This window comes from Paenibacillus sp. 4624 (assembly GCF_050435065.1).
In the GTDB taxonomy this organism is placed as follows: domain Bacteria; phylum Bacillota; class Bacilli; order Paenibacillales; family Paenibacillaceae; genus Paenibacillus; species Paenibacillus amylolyticus_D.
In genome coordinates this window covers 172,358-187,174 of record NZ_JBNDJR010000011.1, presented here as the reverse complement: position 1 = coordinate 187,174, position 14,817 = coordinate 172,358, and the positions used below count along the sequence as shown (strand labels likewise).

At 45.2% G+C, this 14,817-nt stretch carries 14 protein-coding genes; 10 read left to right on the top strand and 4 right to left on the bottom strand.

The annotated features are described in order from the left end of the window. Positions 1 to 13 precede the first annotated feature (13 nt). The gene (locus ABIE27_RS23575) at positions 14 to 268 is read right to left on the bottom strand and encodes a hypothetical protein (RefSeq protein WP_123064687.1); all 255 of its coding nucleotides are present in this window, start codon (positions 266 to 268) and stop codon (positions 14 to 16) included. Between the two features lie 236 nt (positions 269 to 504). On the opposite strand from ABIE27_RS23575, the gene ABIE27_RS23570 reads away from it, so the two are divergent. Both ABIE27_RS23570 and ABIE27_RS23565 read left to right on the top strand, forming a co-directional pair. Next, complete coding sequence (locus tag ABIE27_RS23570) at positions 505 to 1,164, top strand: YheC/YheD family protein (RefSeq protein ID WP_123064686.1); 660 nt, start codon at positions 505 to 507, stop codon at positions 1,162 to 1,164. A 356-nt stretch (positions 1,165 to 1,520) separates the two neighbouring features. Beyond that, positions 1,521 to 1,664, top strand: a complete 144-nt coding sequence (locus ABIE27_RS23565) for a sporulation histidine kinase inhibitor Sda (RefSeq protein ID WP_024632651.1) — start codon at positions 1,521 to 1,523, stop codon at positions 1,662 to 1,664. A 21-nt stretch (positions 1,665 to 1,685) separates the two neighbouring features. Here the strand turns inward: ABIE27_RS23565 and ABIE27_RS23560 are convergent, their stop codons facing one another. Both ABIE27_RS23560 and ABIE27_RS23555 read right to left on the bottom strand, forming a co-directional pair. Then, the gene (locus ABIE27_RS23560; RefSeq protein ID WP_192895110.1) at positions 1,686 to 1,937 is read right to left on the bottom strand and encodes a hypothetical protein; all 252 of its coding nucleotides are present in this window, start codon (positions 1,935 to 1,937) and stop codon (positions 1,686 to 1,688) included. Between the two features lie 79 nt (positions 1,938 to 2,016). Further along, entirely contained in the window at positions 2,017 to 3,018 is a 1,002-nt protein-coding gene (locus ABIE27_RS23555) for an NAD(P)/FAD-dependent oxidoreductase (protein WP_429351654.1), read from the bottom strand. 510 nt (positions 3,019 to 3,528) lie between these two features. Here ABIE27_RS23555 and ABIE27_RS23550 point away from each other — a divergent pair. Further along, positions 3,529 to 4,722, top strand: a complete 1,194-nt coding sequence (locus ABIE27_RS23550; RefSeq protein WP_429351653.1) for an NAD(P)/FAD-dependent oxidoreductase — start codon at positions 3,529 to 3,531, stop codon at positions 4,720 to 4,722. Further along, positions 4,719 to 4,973 (top strand): hypothetical protein, encoded by a 255-nt coding sequence (locus ABIE27_RS23545; protein WP_123064683.1) that lies wholly within the window; start codon positions 4,719 to 4,721, stop codon positions 4,971 to 4,973. The genes ABIE27_RS23550 and ABIE27_RS23545 overlap by 4 nt, the downstream gene beginning before the upstream one ends. A 342-nt stretch (positions 4,974 to 5,315) precedes the next feature. Here ABIE27_RS23545 and hemQ read toward each other — a convergent pair whose 3' ends face one another. After that, on the bottom strand, positions 5,316 to 6,062 hold the full coding sequence (hemQ, locus tag ABIE27_RS23540) for a hydrogen peroxide-dependent heme synthase (RefSeq protein ID WP_123064682.1): 747 nt from the start codon (positions 6,060 to 6,062) through the stop codon (positions 5,316 to 5,318). A gap of 227 nt (positions 6,063 to 6,289) precedes the next feature. On the opposite strand from hemQ, the gene ABIE27_RS23535 reads away from it, so the two are divergent. The 6 genes from ABIE27_RS23535 to ABIE27_RS23510 all read left to right on the top strand — a co-directional run bounded on the left by ABIE27_RS23535 (position 6,290) and on the right by ABIE27_RS23510 (position 14,752). Continuing rightward, positions 6,290 to 6,583, top strand: a complete 294-nt coding sequence (locus ABIE27_RS23535; protein ID WP_123064681.1) for a YuiB family protein — start codon at positions 6,290 to 6,292, stop codon at positions 6,581 to 6,583. Between the two features lie 383 nt (positions 6,584 to 6,966). Continuing rightward, positions 6,967 to 8,502: a DnaD domain protein gene (locus ABIE27_RS23530; RefSeq protein ID WP_123064680.1), complete on the top strand. Its 1,536-nt coding sequence runs from the start codon at positions 6,967 to 6,969 to the stop codon at positions 8,500 to 8,502. Positions 8,503 to 8,613: 111 nt separating this feature from the next. Next, entirely contained in the window at positions 8,614 to 9,528 is a 915-nt protein-coding gene (locus tag ABIE27_RS23525; RefSeq protein ID WP_429351652.1) for a tetratricopeptide repeat protein, read from the top strand. Positions 9,529 to 9,671: 143 nt separating this feature from the next. Then, complete coding sequence (locus ABIE27_RS23520; protein ID WP_429351651.1) at positions 9,672 to 11,564, top strand: sensor histidine kinase; 1,893 nt, start codon at positions 9,672 to 9,674, stop codon at positions 11,562 to 11,564. Position 11,565: 1 nt separating this feature from the next. Beyond that, positions 11,566 to 13,089: a response regulator gene (locus tag ABIE27_RS23515; protein ID WP_429351650.1), complete on the top strand. Its 1,524-nt coding sequence runs from the start codon at positions 11,566 to 11,568 to the stop codon at positions 13,087 to 13,089. Between the two features lie 190 nt (positions 13,090 to 13,279). Then, positions 13,280 to 14,752 (top strand): ABC transporter substrate-binding protein, encoded by a 1,473-nt coding sequence (locus ABIE27_RS23510; protein ID WP_429351649.1) that lies wholly within the window; start codon positions 13,280 to 13,282, stop codon positions 14,750 to 14,752. Positions 14,753 to 14,817 lie beyond the last annotated feature (65 nt).

The following is a 14,817-nucleotide window of genomic DNA, read 5'->3' as shown; positions in this document are numbered from 1 at the left end:
CTACAAAGGTCAGTTACCCATAATGTAACAGGGCAGCCATGGCTTCCGGTGAGCCTGGAGGCGTGGCAGAGAAGGGCGTGGTAAACATCACGACGATGATAAAGACGATGAAACAGGCGAATAAAATACAACTTAGGGCAAAGCCGCGATTGCGTTTTTTGATAAACAGACGAATCCCGATTACGAAAAGAAGTACCGTCACCGCGACCAGTACAATCGACATTGCGAAGTAGGCTACACCATAAAGTGATTTGAAAAATGCTTCCATGTCTTCTGAACGCTCCTTAGATCCTCATTTTTAGCCAATACAAGTCATTCTTTAGTAGCATACGACAGATTGAACCGTTTGAAAAGTAAACCAGCGTTTGTCTCAAAATCCGTTACACCAAGCAGGACATGTTCCACAGAAAAGGGGCCCCTGCCTTGGACAATCATCCAAGAAAATCATCCATGGGGTGAGTATGTATAAAGAAGGATCATGGTTTGGAGAGAGGAGATCAACCTATGTCGAGACAGTTAGCAAGCAAATGGCGGAAGACGGCTGCGTTAATGAAATACCCGGTAGCTGCTGCTCATATTCCACAGACAAAGGCATTTAATGCAGCTAATTTGCTGTTTATGTTGCAACGTTATGGAATGGTATACATCAAACCCGTTGTTGGCGGCGGAGGATATGGCGTAATCCGAGTATCCAGCAGTGGTGGGGTTTACAAGTATACACATATGAAGGTTACTCGTTCATTCGCAGGCTTCAGACAGATGTATCGTTCCCTTGTGCGGGCGAAGGCCAAACGAAGATATATGATTCAACAAGGGATTCATCTTGCAACCATTCATGGAAGACCTGTGGATTACAGAGTTAAGGTGGTGAAGACTGCACAGGGCTGGGTATTTCGCTCTTTGGTTGGCAGACTTGCTCGTCCGGGGCTGTGTATAACAAATCTGAGTAAAGGGGGCACGATGCTGTCAGGCAAAAGAGCACTCGCCTTATCACTGCCTCACATCGCGAACCGATACAAACGGCAGGAGATGCGTTCTTTAACTTTAACTTGCACACATATCATGGAAAGTCAGTTTCCTGGCATAGGCCAGCTGGGATTTGATTATGGACTGGATCACTCCGGAAGAATATGGATTTTGGAAGTGAATACTAGACCACAATGAAAATTACTGGAAATGCTAAAGAAAACGGAAGAAAAACCGATAGTATATACAAGAGAAATAGGTTGAAAAGTGTTTGAAAATTTTCAGTTTTGGGTAATACATTCGGAGCATCGACGGAAACTATGAAAATTGCTCTAAATTTCCTTTTAATTCTGAATGGTGCAGAGATGCTATCCATCCTGTGTATAAATAATGTCCACATTATCCACTGATATATATTCTATGTTTTTTCCAATTATCAACAAACTATACACAGGATTTCCACACGTCGTTGTGGATAACAAGAACGCTTGTTCTCTTATCCAATCTCTGATATGATAGTTTTGAGGAAAATAAAGGAAAGGTTGTGGCGGGAAATGGCTATGTTATCCGATGAGATGTTGTTGGATTCCTACCATAAAGCGATCGAGCTGGATCTCGAACGAGATTTCATCGCGCTGCTATTGGCAGAAATCCATAAGCGCAAACTGGGTACCGACGTATCTGCCATTCTTCACTAGAGATCCTCATTGCAGGCAATGTTACAGGTTTCCGGACAAGTCCCATAAATAGACAGGCAGCAGCATGCTGGTCTGACAATGGTGACAATACAACAAGTGATTGCAAACGCTCTCGGTTTCGTCTGCCATGTCAGAGGAAGCTTGAAGTTCGTAGGGGCTGTATGGTCCGGTGTAGTCGTCTAATTTGCCGCATTCTGACAGTCCCTGAAGGCAGTGGGGACAAGCCTGCTCCGGTACAACCAGACCGTTACACAGCGGGCATATATAAGACAAGGGTATCCCTCCTGATCATGAGATTTCTCAAGGAGTAAGATACCCTTTTTTGTACCATATTATGTGAAATTTCTTTGAATTAGCGTTTCATATTACTACTGTGTCCAGGGGACAATTTGGCATCCGGATCGAAGTACACTTTCGCATTATTCACTGCAGTCGGAGCTTCGCCGAACCCAACAGCAATCAGTTTCAGCTTGCCGGGATACGTCGTAATATCGCCAGCAGCAAAAATACCTGGAATAGATGTTTCCATACGGGAATCGACAACGATGGAATTGCTGTCAATTTCGATACCCCACTCAGCAATTGGACCGAGGGACGATATGAAACCAAAGTTAACAATCACATCATCCACTTCAATTTCCTGTGTTTCTTTTGTCTTAACATGAGCAAGAGTAACCTTGGTGATGGTGTCATCTCCGTGAAGTTCCGTAATTTCAGTCGGTGTCACAACGTTAACTTTGGAGTTCATCAGATTTTCCACACTGTGCTCATGTGCACGGAATTTGTCCCGGCGGTGAATCAGAGTAACTTGTTCAGCAATCGGCTCCAGCATAAGAGCCCAGTCTACAGCAGAATCTCCGCCGCCGCTAATCAAAACTTTTTTACCAGCAAAAGCGTTTAAATCACTGATGAAGTAATGCAGGTTGGTTTTCTCAAACTTGGCTGCACCTTCAAGTTCAAGGCGACGCGGTTCAAATGCACCTACACCAGCCGTAATAATAACAGCTTTGGCATGATATTCATTCTCATCTGTTTTTACGATGAAATGCTGTTCTTCTTTTTTCTCCACCGATACCACTTTTTCTTCCAGGCGGATGTTCGGGTTAAAGTGGTTCATCTGCTCGATCAGGTTATTCACGAGTTCCTGAGCAGTAACTTTCGGAAAACCGGCTACATCATAAATGTATTTTTCCGGGTAGAGGGCAGCCAGCTGTCCGCCAAGCTGTGGCATGCTTTCAACCAGCGTAACGGAAGCCTGACGCATACCTCCATAAAATGCAGCGAACAGGCCCGCAGGACCACCGCCGATAATAAGTAAATCGGTCATTTCATGACCGGACGTCTGTGCAGTCAAAAATCAACAACACCTTTCTTATTTTAATAGGTAGAGAACAGTGATTATTTTCGCAAATTAGGTCACATCATCTGCATGGTTTCCAAACTGTCTTTTCTATTATAAACGGTGTAATCTGGGTTGCAAAGTCAGCTGGATCACTAATCTGAGAATAAATGATGAAGTTCTGGTGAGAATAGGATGAAATTGGAAATGAAAGGTTATGAAAAATAACAAAAAAAACCTTGATCTTTACGAGAAATACAGATATCCTTGACCTGTACTATGTGTTTTTTTGTCAAAATTAGAGTCATAATATCAGGTCAAGAAACAACCTTGTTTTGTGGAATCTTGTGGTTAATTTCACAACTATAATCGTCGATATTATACGTACAGAAGTTAATATACACTCACGAATTTTACATTTGCCGTCATATTGGATAAGACCTGAGCAATACTTGTAAGTATGAGCATTTTGCATTCCACCTCAATACCAGGAAGGATGCGAGCGAAACCGGAAGGAGTACAGATATGAGCAGCATTCCCAAAATCGTCATTCTCGGAGCGGGATATGGCGGGATTCTGACAGCTCAGCGGCTGCAGAAGGAACTGAACTACAATGAAGCTGACGTCACATTGGTGAATCGGCATGATTATCACTATATTACAACCCATCTACATATGCCGGCAGCCGGCACGGATAAAATAGAGCATGCGAGAGTTTCTATTTCCAAACTGATCGATGAATTCAAGATTGATCTGGTAAAATCATCCGTGAAGGAGATCCGTCTTCAGGATCGTAAAGTCATTCTGGAGGATGGAACGTTGTCTTATGATTACCTGATCATTGGACTAGGCGGAGAACCTGAAACTTTTGGTATACCGGGTATGCTTGACCATGCGATGACCATTCGCAGCATCAACTCTGTCAGGCTGATTCGGGAACATATCGAATATCAATTCGCAATGTACAAAAACGATAATAAACGAAACCGTATTCGGTTTGTTGTGGGGGGAGCAGGTTTCAGCGGAGTGGAATTTGTCGCAGAACTTGCAGATCGTATCCCGCAGCTATGCAAAGAATTTGACGTAGATCCGAAGCATGTACACATCTATAATGTTGAAGCTGCACCCTCGGCATTACCGGGATTCGATCCAGAACTTGTGGAGCATGCAATGAATGTGCTGAAGAAAAAAGGCGTAACCTTTAAAATCGGTGTACCAATCAAGCAATGCCTTCCCGATGGGGTTATTGTTGGAGATGGTGAGAAAATTGATGCGGCCACAGTTGTATGGACAGGAGGCATTCGGGGGAATTCCTTACTTGAGCAGGCTGGTCTTGAAGTGATGCGTGGCCGTGTGAAGGTCGATGAATATTTGCGTGCTCCTGGGCACGAGCACGTATATGTGATCGGGGACAACTCCCTTGTGTTTAACAAGGAGGGCAGACCGTATCCGCCAACAGCACAGATTGCGATGCAGCAAGGTGTGAACTGCGCAAAAAATATTGTCGCAGCCATTCGCAACAAGCAGCCTCAGCCTTTTGAATTCACCAGCAAAGGTACGGTAGCCTCATTGGGTAAAGGGGAAGCCATTGCCGTCGTTGGCGATAAAAAGTACAAGGGCTGGAAGGCAGCACAGCTGAAAAAGCTGGTGGATCTCCGTTACTTGTTCATTATCGGTGGCATTCCGCTGGTCCTGAGGAAAGGACGGTTTTTCGGATGAGACATTGCAGTGTACAGGTTCGCGGTCTGTTAACCCGTGAGGAACTGGATCGCTACAACGGTCTGATGCAGGTCGGCGGTTATTTGGAGGAACAGAATCAGTATGACCTCGCCTACATCGTTCAAAAAGAAGTGGACATTCTCATTCTGCCAGCGATTGAGCGGTTGAAGGAAAAGAGCCGTGACCGTGACCGCGCAACTGCCGAATTTCTCGAATCACTGAAAGCGGTTGATGAAGAGGAGCAGGATTAAGTCTCTATTTAAGTTGAAAGAAGTTACTTTACACAGGGCACTTCGATGACAGAATAACCTTCACATCGCTGTTATCCCCAAATTTTTTTAAAGGGGAAAATTCGGTGATAAATGCGACCGCTTCGCTTTTCCAGGTTTTTTCTGTCCTCTCCGTTTTTTGTGTAAACATTAAACAATTCAACTTATATAGATCCTAATCAAGCTTGAAGTAGGTAATATGTATGAACAAAATCACCGCTGAGCAATACATCCGGCGGTGATTTTTTTGCTGTATTGGAATAAAAAGAATCGTCCAGCCTTCCTCAATAGAAGGCTGGACGATTCTTGCATGTATGAAACAAATTACAATTTTAGCATCTCTTCTAGAGTGCTTTCGTTTAGCAAGCTTCCGACATAGAAGGAGCCAAATTCGCCGTAGCGTGCACTTACTTCATCAAAGCGCATCTCGTACACGAGTTTTTTGAATTGAAGTGCATCATCTGCGAACAGCGTAACGCCCCATTCCCAATCGTCAAATCCGACAGAGCCGGTAATAATCTGTTTCACTTTACCCGCATAACTGCGGCCAATCATGCCGTGACTGCGCATCATGGTGCGGCGCTCGTCCATGGACAACATGTACCAGTTGTCGTTCAACTCACGCTTTTTGTTCATCGGGTAGAAACAAATGTATTGGCGCTGTGGCAGAACGGGCTTAAGGCGGGCAACAATCTCCGGATTTTGCATCGGATCTTCGCCCTCTTTGCCCAGATAGTTGCTGAGTTCAACTACACTGACATATGAATAAGCTTTAGTTGTGTACTTGGCAAACGTCGTTTTGTTGAAAGCGTTCTCTACTGCCTTCAAATCTTCAAGCGTCTCGCGCAGATGCATCATCACAAAGTCGGCCTTCTGGCCTACAACTGTATAAACTACAGTACTGCCTTGGGAAGCCTCCTCAACGTTTTTCCAATCATTCCAAAACTCTTGAAGCTCGTCCAGGGCAACAGCACGCTCTTCATCGTCGGCTGCTTTCCAGGCGGTCCAGTTCATCGAGCGAAAATCATGCAGGGCATACCAGCCCTCCAGGGTTGATGCGGCTTCGTTCATGGATTTTGTTCCTCCTGCAGATTATATTTCCAAATCCCGGTAAGGGATGGTTTAGTGCTTTATCGTTATATTGTATCCCAATATGAAGCAGAAGGGCAAATGATCTTCTCGTGAAAATCGGGAGATTTGTCCAGAAAGTTCGTTGCTTCGCCACATTTTTTGCGGTAAACTTACTACTATCCAGAAGGGAAAACCGAAAGTGTGAAAGAAGAGGTGAACGTCAGCCGATGCAGTTTATACCTGTGCTTGTATTAATGGTTTTATTTTTTGTCATGATGTTTGGTATCGGTTTCATTTTGAATATGCTTATGAAGACCACCTGGTTTCCTTCCTATCTGTTCGTCATCGTTATTTTGCCTGTGGTGGTATATTCCTTATGGGATCATTCATCTACGCTCATGTCGCATCTTGGATCATTCCAGCTGGTCGATTACATGACTGGGGTTGCAGGCCTGGCGGGTGCGATTATTAGCGGCTGGACGATTCAGAAGCTGCGTTTGGGCGGATATCGGATGTTCTGATGACTGGAAAGTGAAGGCATATGCCGCAATAACTTGAAAAAGTCTTTATCTTTGACGCAAACGCTTACGCGTGCAAAGGGAAGGCTTTTTTGTTGTGATGAACGGTGAGGGGAATGTTTGTCCGCTTTTTTCATAAGCTTAAGATAAATAGATCTAAACGATTTTCGCTTGTAATCTCGCTCTGTAGCTTTTATAGTATTCTAGCGACTCTTTGGCTCTGCTTATTTGAAAATTCGCCCAATTCTGCGAAAACGTGAACGATGTCGACCTAGGACGAAACGGAGAGAGAACGGGTTGGTTTTTTACCTGTTTTTGAGCATTTGAGGATCGGACATTTATGATAGAATAGAAAAACAACCTTTGGGGAAGAAGGAGATCAGGCTATGCGCATGAAGAATTTGCATCATTTTACGGAACATCATCGCTACTGCGTATACAGGGAGTTTGGATTAAGCGCCCTGGACGACCGCATGCTTACAGGAGCTTACCAGCCTATGGTAGGTGCGTTTGCGGTTGGCTTGTATCGGCTGTTATTTCAGCATCTCCCCGGAGAACAGGTCGGTTATTCCCCGCTTGAGCAACAACGAAGGCTGTTCATGACATTGGGGCTGGAACCTAGCGAGAAAGGACGTAAATATCTCGTGGAACAGGCATCCAAGCTGGAAGCAGTAGGTCTGCTCCAGACGTCGAGGGTCTATATTCCAGAAAATGATGATTACATCTATGAGTATGAACTACAGCCGCCGCTCTCGCCAGGAGAGTTTTTCCGCACACAGCATCTGACACTTTTGCTTCGGGACAAAATTGGCAAGTTTGCTGTGTTGTCGCTGAGAGCTGGTTTTTCGGCAGTTGAAAATGGGGATGCACCTTACGTTGCAGCCAATAAAGAAAATATTTCAGTTCCCTTTTACGATATATTTGAGCTTAACACGCATGTTATTGATTACGAGCTGGAGCAGGCACTATCCGAAGTATCCACATCGGCACAGCGAACAGGCACGAATGATGCCGTGGAAGAAAACACACTGAATTACGCGGACATTATTTTACGTTTCCCGCGTGAGTCGGTAAACCGGCGTTATGTGGAACAACTTCGTTTTGATCATGAACAGCTGGGGATCGTCAATTTTGTAGTGAACAAGTTTAATCTAAGCGTGCAGGATGTATGCCGACTGCTCGACGAGGATGGTGTATTCAGCCCGCAAGGACAACTATTGCTGGATGATCTTCAGCACAAGGCGAGCATGCAATTCAGACAAACGAAGAAACGTCAGGAACAGCAGACGGTACAGGCCGCCAAGGTGGTTGCACTTCGCCAGAATATGGAGGAGCCACAGCCATATAATGACTCTGGTGAACCGCCAGTGGAGCACGTTGTTCAGATGGAGTATTATGTCGAGGTTCCGCCGCAATTTGCAACCAAATGTGATATCCATCAATACAATATGATGCTTCGTAACGAGCCGTACACTCGGTTGTTACAGACATTTTTCCCGGGGGCTGTTCCGGATAATCTGGTTGATATTTTTGAAAAAATTGATCTGAGCTATAAGTTGCCTGGTGAAGTGATCAACGTATTGATTCATTATCTGATGGCACTACTTGTATCGGGCGGCGAGCAACGGATTAATCGTAATTTTGTCGAAGCCATTGCCTCCAATATGTTGCTGAAGCAGGTTAATACGTATGAGAAGGCTGTACAATATATCCGTGATCAGGCGAAGGTCAAAGGCAAGCAGGCTGCAGGAGCAGCTGGAACCCGTACCCGTACATACGGCAAAGGAACCAAAGCCAAACCCGAAATTCCGATTGTACAAGACATAAGCCATGATGGGGAACATGTTTCGGAGGAAGAGTTCGAAGAGATGATGCGATTTGCTCAGGAGATGCAGGCGAGCAAGCAAAAAGGAACGTTATAGTTGTACTTATACAAGCGGGTCCCTTGGAAGAGGTGGCTCGCTTTTTTCAATAGATATACGGGGAAGTCAGAAAGCCAGGGGCACCAACCATTTAGAGGAGGGAGCAGATCGTTGACTACGAATCAGAAAGCCATTGAATGCCTTGAAAATAATGATTATGATGCAGCTTTGACTTTATTTCAGGAAGCATTGAATGATTCAAGGGATGTTCAGTCCTTGACGAATCTGGCCTGGATTTATTATCACGAAGAAAATGATGTAGAGGCGGCTATACATTTGGCTCAGGAAGCAGTGGCGTTGAAACCAACCTCGCATTTTCCATACAGTCTGCTGGGTGAATTACTTGTTCTGACGGAGAGATGGGAAGAAGCCGTGGTAGTATTATCGGACTCCATTGCTGTGGAGCCTTCCCAAGAGGCATACAATAACTTAGCTGTTGCCAAATATCATCTCGGTGAGTGGGAAGAGGCTTCAACTTTATTTTTAAAAAGTGCTGGGCCTTCTGATTACGCCATGTATAGTCATGTTCACTGTTTAATTCAGCTGGGGCAAACCATTGAAGCAAAACACAAACTGGATGCCTTCTTGGAAAGTGATGATGATTTTGTTGGAGAGGTACATGTTGCAGAACTGTATTTGGAGCTTGCATGTTTTTCCGAAGCGGTGCATTGGTTTGAAAAATCCTGGAACACCTATGATAAGTCGCCCGACTGGATAAGTAGATATATTTATGCTTTGGTTCAAACGAATGCAATGGAACGTGCGGTTGAAATTGCAGAAGAATGTATTCGGTTAAAACAAGGTGACATTGAGGAAGCACAGGCAGAAGAGTGCGATGAGGATTGGACAGAAAGTGATAAAGCGGCGTACCTGATCGGATTGCAAAATGAAAAAAAGGAATACGAATATCTTATCCAAAAGATATCTCAAGGTTATGTCCCGCCATTTAAGTTTACAACCTCTTTAAGTTCCAGGTGTTACTTGTTCGGCTGCTCAAGACATAAATATCCTGAATATAGGGATTAAATGTATTTCAGAAATAGCCCTTCTCACTTCGACCGAAGTGAAGAGGGCTATCTTTTGTTTTTGGCATTTATCGTCAGCTATAAAGAGGGCGGAATTAAAGAATCCGAGGTATAAATTAAAGAATAGTTGCGAGGGACAAGTTCATGTCAGAGGACGGGTGCTATAATTCAAGACAGAAAAAAAGCATCAAAGGGGGTACCAGATTGCAAATTGTTAACGTTTACAAAAATTTCTTCAAGAACAATATGTTCATGAAAATGCTGCTCATCTTTTCGATGATCTCGATCGTTACGATTATTACATTGTCATATATTATTTTTCTGTCCGTATCGGACTCCACCATACGCCGGGAGCTGGCGATTCAGAAAGCGGCAATGGAGCATGTCGATCGTTACATGCATCAGCAGTATGAATCGGTCCAAAACATGGTGAGGGATATGCACCAGAATGAGGCGTTATCCGCCAACGTCACCTATCTGATGAACCATTCGTACGCCGAGTATGTTCAGCATATGACCAACGGCTATTACGCCAATCGGGATGACTATTCGGCCGAGGTGCTTAACCATTTTCAGAACATCATCAACCGTAATTCAGACATTCACCAGCTCATGTTATACAGTGCCGAGAAACAGGATTTGTTGACCTTTAATCAGTACAAACCGTTCCGCAAGCTGAACACCAATGCGGCCAGATCTTATATTCCCGATGTGATGGCGATGGAGACGCCCAATATCAGTGCTCCCAATTACTGGATTCGCAAGGCCGTCAATCTATGGGACCCTGAATTGTATGCTATTCGTGTGCCCATTAACAATACTCAGACGTTGCGTAATATCGGTCAGTTCCTCATCTTCTTTGACTCAAAAGGCATCGGCAATGCTCTGGATAACTACGAACGCAATCTGAAGGGGGATATCGTGGTGCTGTCCGCCAAAGGCACGGTGTTGTTCGACTCCAGCGCAAAATACTACGGCAAGAAATATCCCTATGTGGAAGCGGCAGATTCCCTGTTTGACCAGACAGACATGGATGCGATGAAAAAGAATCAGAACCTGTATATAAACCGATTTGTATCCGCTGATCAAGGATATGTGGTGATCGGTACCGTTCCTGTGAAAGAGATGGCAGAATCGTACGCGGGTATTCGCAATACCATTATCTCCATTAGCCTGATTTCCCTGTTGTTTGCCGTGCTGGTTCCGGCTTTTTTCATTATTAACTTTGCCAAGCGTACCCGCAGAATCATTCGTTTCACCCAAAAAGTAAAATACGGCAATCTGTCTGCTCGCATTGATGATGCGAGAGAGGATGAACTGGGACAAATATCGCACAGCTTTAACGAGATGCTGGATGAATTGAATCTGTATATTGAACGGGTATACAAGGCCGAGATCAGACAAAAGGAGACTGAACTGGTAGCGCTTCAGGCGCGAATTAACCCGCACTTCCTTTACAATACACTTGAAGTAATCCGCATGAGGGCTATTTCCCAGGGGGCGAGAGATGTAGGGGAGATGATCTACAGTTTGTCTGTCCTGTTCAAAAGCCTTGTGCAGCAAAAACCTAATTATACGTTGAAGGATGAGATGGAAGCCTGCCGTTTGTATCTGGAGCTGTTCCGTATCCGGTACAAGGATATTTTTATATATACGATTCAGATCGATAGCATCTATTACGGGCATCCGGTGGTGAAGCTTTCACTGCAGCCCATCATTGAAAATTATGTGGTACATGGTATACGAACGGAGCGTAGTGACAATCGATTGTCGATTACGGTGGTGGAAGCGGGTGGTGCCCTGCAGATTGAGGTACGGGACAATGGCAAGGGCATTGATCCGTCCAGGCTTACAGAAATTCAGGAGGAACTGGAACGTCCCGAGGAATCCGGTCAGATGTTTGGACTGCGAAGTGTGCACAGCCGATTAAGGTATCTGTACGGTCCGCAGTTCGGAATTACGATTGTGAGCACGCTGGAAGAAGGCACCATGATCAGAGTGAGATATCCAACCCATTCGGAAGGGAAAGGTGTATGACATGTACAAGGTGTTTATTGTGGACGATGAGCCGTTCATCATTGAAGGTTTATACGATATTGTGGACTGGTCTTCGTTCGGGATGGAAATTGTAAATCATGCAGGCAATGGGCAGGCAGCTCTGCAAGCTCTTCCCGATCAGCCGGTGGATATCCTGATAACGGACATTTCGATGCCCTTGATGAACGGACTCGACCTGATCCAGGAAGCCAGACAATTACAGCCCGAGTTGAAGGTGATTATTCTGAGCGGATTTAATGAATTCGAGTATTTAAAAGAAGGCATGAAGCTTGGCATCGAAAATTATCTGCTCAAACCAATTAATGTGGATGAACTTCAGTCCACGCTTCGGAACACAGCAGCTAAGCTGGACCAGCTTGTCACACCACATCTGGAGGAGAAATACGGCATCCAGATGTTGAAGGATAATATTATGCATCGCTGGCTTACCGGGCAAATTGCCGCAGCAGAGTTTGAGGAACGTGCCCGGTTCATGAATCTCTCACTGAATGCACCTTGTGTTGTTGTCGCCGTGCTGCGTGACATAGCTCAGGCGCACAAGGCAGAGATGTTGTTTGCACAAGTCGAACAGTTGGCGGGAGAATATGCCCGCCTGAACATTTTTCAGGATATGAACGGAGATATCGTGCTTGTAGCCAACATAGAAGACGAACCGGATGAAAAAAACAGGCTGATGCTTGGTTTGCATAAGCTGGCAGACCGGCTGGCGGTGATGTATCCCGATCTGCATATCGGTGCTGGCCGTTTGCTGAAAGGTCTGTATCAGGCTCCAGTGAGTTATGAAGAGGCAAAGAAGGCACTCCAGTATGTGATGATTTACCCTGAACGGAGAGTTATCGACCATGCCATGCTGGATCAACAAGGCCATGCGGCGTTTTCCTTCTTTATAGATTGGAGAGCGTACGCGAAGCTGATTTTGTCCCGCAGCGCAGAGCAGTTGGCGGAGCGGATTCGCACCGATTTTGAATTGCATCGCCATGAACTCACACCTGAGCAGTTACAAAATACGGCACTGGAAGTAGTAATTCGTTTCAAGATGGAGCTGGAGGGCATCAAACATGCGGAGGAAACGGTAATCTATCGGCAAGGACTTCGTCAGGTACTGGATAGTACAACCTTTGATGAACTGGTACATACATTGCAGTTGTTGGCCACCCGGACGATTGAGTCTCTGCTCCAGGATATGCGGAATCCCGTTGTGAATCAGGTGCTTCAGCATATCGACAAGCATTATGCCGAAGAGCTTTCCTTGAAGCTGCTTGGTGCACAGTACCATCTGCATCCAGTTTATTTGGGTCAGCTTTTCCATAAAGAGACAGGGGAGACCTTTGCTGAGTACATCAACAAGTATCGAATCGAACGTGCCAAGGAGCAGCTGCGCAGCTCCAATCTGAAGGTGCAGGAGATCGCCCGGAACGTAGGGTATTGGGATACCGGTTATTTTTATAAACAGTTTCGCAAATATGTGGGCATCTCGCCGACTGACTTTAAAGTATTTGGATAATGAAGTGCAGAGCAATTTAATTATTTGGTGACAAAAACAAGCTAACTGCCCGAATTCCCTTTAATTTGTACCTCGAAACCTTAAGTTTATCTTCTTTTTGTAAGTGCTTTCATTCGATAAGGTTAAAGCAGTTAGTTGAAGGTGCCAAGGGGAACATCAGAAGGAAACACCAAAAGGGAGGATCATGCAAATGAGTAAAGTCAGGAAACATTTATCGCTCGTTCTTTCATTGTTAATGGCTGTTACACTTGTTCTTAGCGCTTGCGGCAGCAGTAAAGAGGCTTCTGATTCTGGCGGAGCAGGCGATGACCCCGTGCAGTTGATCTGGTACACCATCGGCACACCGCAGAAGGATGTTAACAAGGTTATGGAGGAAGTCAGCAAATATACTAAAGAGAAAATTAATGCTAATGTGACGATGAAAATGGTGGACTGGGGTGACTATACTCAGAAAATGCAAGTGAACGTAGCATCCGGTGAACCGATGGACATTATCTTTACTTCTGCCGGTGGTTTTGACTACGTGCAAAATGCCAGAAAGGGCGCATTCCTCGAACTGGATGATCTGCTTGCCAAATACGGTCAGGACCTGACTAAAACCATTGATCCGGCTTTCCTGAATGGTTCCAAGGTAGATGGTCACAATTATGGTATTCCGGCCAACAAGGAGCTGCCGCAGCAGGAAGTCTGGCGTTTCAACAAAACGCTGCTAGATCAATATAAACTGGATACTTCCGGGATCCGTACGTTAGATAGCCTGGAACCTTTGCTTAAAACAATCCAGGAAAATGAGCCAAGTGTTACTCCTTTTGCCATGGATAAAAACTACGTGCCGTACGTGCCATACGACTATGTAATCCAGAACCTGCCGATGGCCGTAAAGCTGGACACTACCGATTACAAGATCGTGAACATTCTGGAAACACCAGAAATGAAGGAAGCGCTAACAACCATGCACAAATATTATAAAGAGGGTTATGTGTCGGCTGAAGCGGCAACAACAGGCTCTACCAATGATCTGACAACGTCGGGCAACTGGTTCCTGGATCGTGCACAGACCCAGCCGCTCGCAGACAATCTATGGTCGGCAAGTTACGGTTATCCTGTCGTATCCACACCGGCAAGTGACGCCATTATTACCAACACATCGGTACAGGGCTCCATCATGGCAATCTCGGCCAACTCGGAATACTCGGAGAAAGCGATGGAATTCCTGAACCTGCTGAATACAGACCCGGTGCTGCGCAATATGGTGGACTCGGGCATTGAGGGCACACACTACAAAAAAGTGGAAGATACTCATATGGAAAACCTGCCTGAATCCAAAAACTATGATATGCCTTCCTACTCTCTCGGTAATAACATGCTGCTCTATCTGAACAGCAATGATCCGGATGACAAATGGGATGAATTCAAAAAGTTCAATGCAGAAGGTGTGGATTCGCCAATCCTCAGCTTTAACTTTGATGCAAGCAAGGTATCTGCCGAGTTGACGGCAGTACAGAACGTGAAGGAGCAGTATTGGGCAGCATTAATGACAGGTACCATCGACCCGGCAACCAATCTAGATCAAGTGATTGAGAAGTTCAATCAAGCCGGACTGGAGAAAGTGATGGCTGAAGCCCAAAGCCAGCTGGATGCCTGGAGAGCAGAAAACAAGTAAGAAAATGAGAGGAGGGATCGGGCGGCTGTTTGTAGCGTTCGATCCTTTTCTCATTCATAGCCTGA

What these genes read in the sequence shown, in the direction of transcription:
- ABIE27_RS23575 (WP_123064687.1), bottom strand. Translation starts at nt 268, where the DNA reads ATGGAAGCATTTTTCAAATCACTTTATGGTGTAGCCTACTTCGCAATG.
- ABIE27_RS23570 (WP_123064686.1), top strand. Translation starts at nt 505, where the DNA reads ATGTCGAGACAGTTAGCAAGCAAATGGCGGAAGACGGCTGCGTTAATG.
- ABIE27_RS23565 (WP_024632651.1), top strand. Translation starts at nt 1,521, where the DNA reads ATGGCTATGTTATCCGATGAGATGTTGTTGGATTCCTACCATAAAGCG.
- ABIE27_RS23550 (WP_429351653.1), top strand. Translation starts at nt 3,529, where the DNA reads ATGAGCAGCATTCCCAAAATCGTCATTCTCGGAGCGGGATATGGCGGG.
- ABIE27_RS23545 (WP_123064683.1), top strand. Translation starts at nt 4,719, where the DNA reads ATGAGACATTGCAGTGTACAGGTTCGCGGTCTGTTAACCCGTGAGGAA.
- hemQ (WP_123064682.1), bottom strand. Translation starts at nt 6,062, where the DNA reads ATGAACGAAGCCGCATCAACCCTGGAGGGCTGGTATGCCCTGCATGAT.
- ABIE27_RS23535 (WP_123064681.1), top strand. Translation starts at nt 6,290, where the DNA reads ATGCAGTTTATACCTGTGCTTGTATTAATGGTTTTATTTTTTGTCATG.
- ABIE27_RS23530 (WP_123064680.1), top strand. Translation starts at nt 6,967, where the DNA reads ATGCGCATGAAGAATTTGCATCATTTTACGGAACATCATCGCTACTGC.
- ABIE27_RS23520 (WP_429351651.1), top strand. Translation starts at nt 9,672, where the DNA reads ATGTCAGAGGACGGGTGCTATAATTCAAGACAGAAAAAAAGCATCAAA.
- ABIE27_RS23515 (WP_429351650.1), top strand. Translation starts at nt 11,566, where the DNA reads ATGTACAAGGTGTTTATTGTGGACGATGAGCCGTTCATCATTGAAGGT.
- ABIE27_RS23510 (WP_429351649.1), top strand. Translation starts at nt 13,280, where the DNA reads ATGAGTAAAGTCAGGAAACATTTATCGCTCGTTCTTTCATTGTTAATG.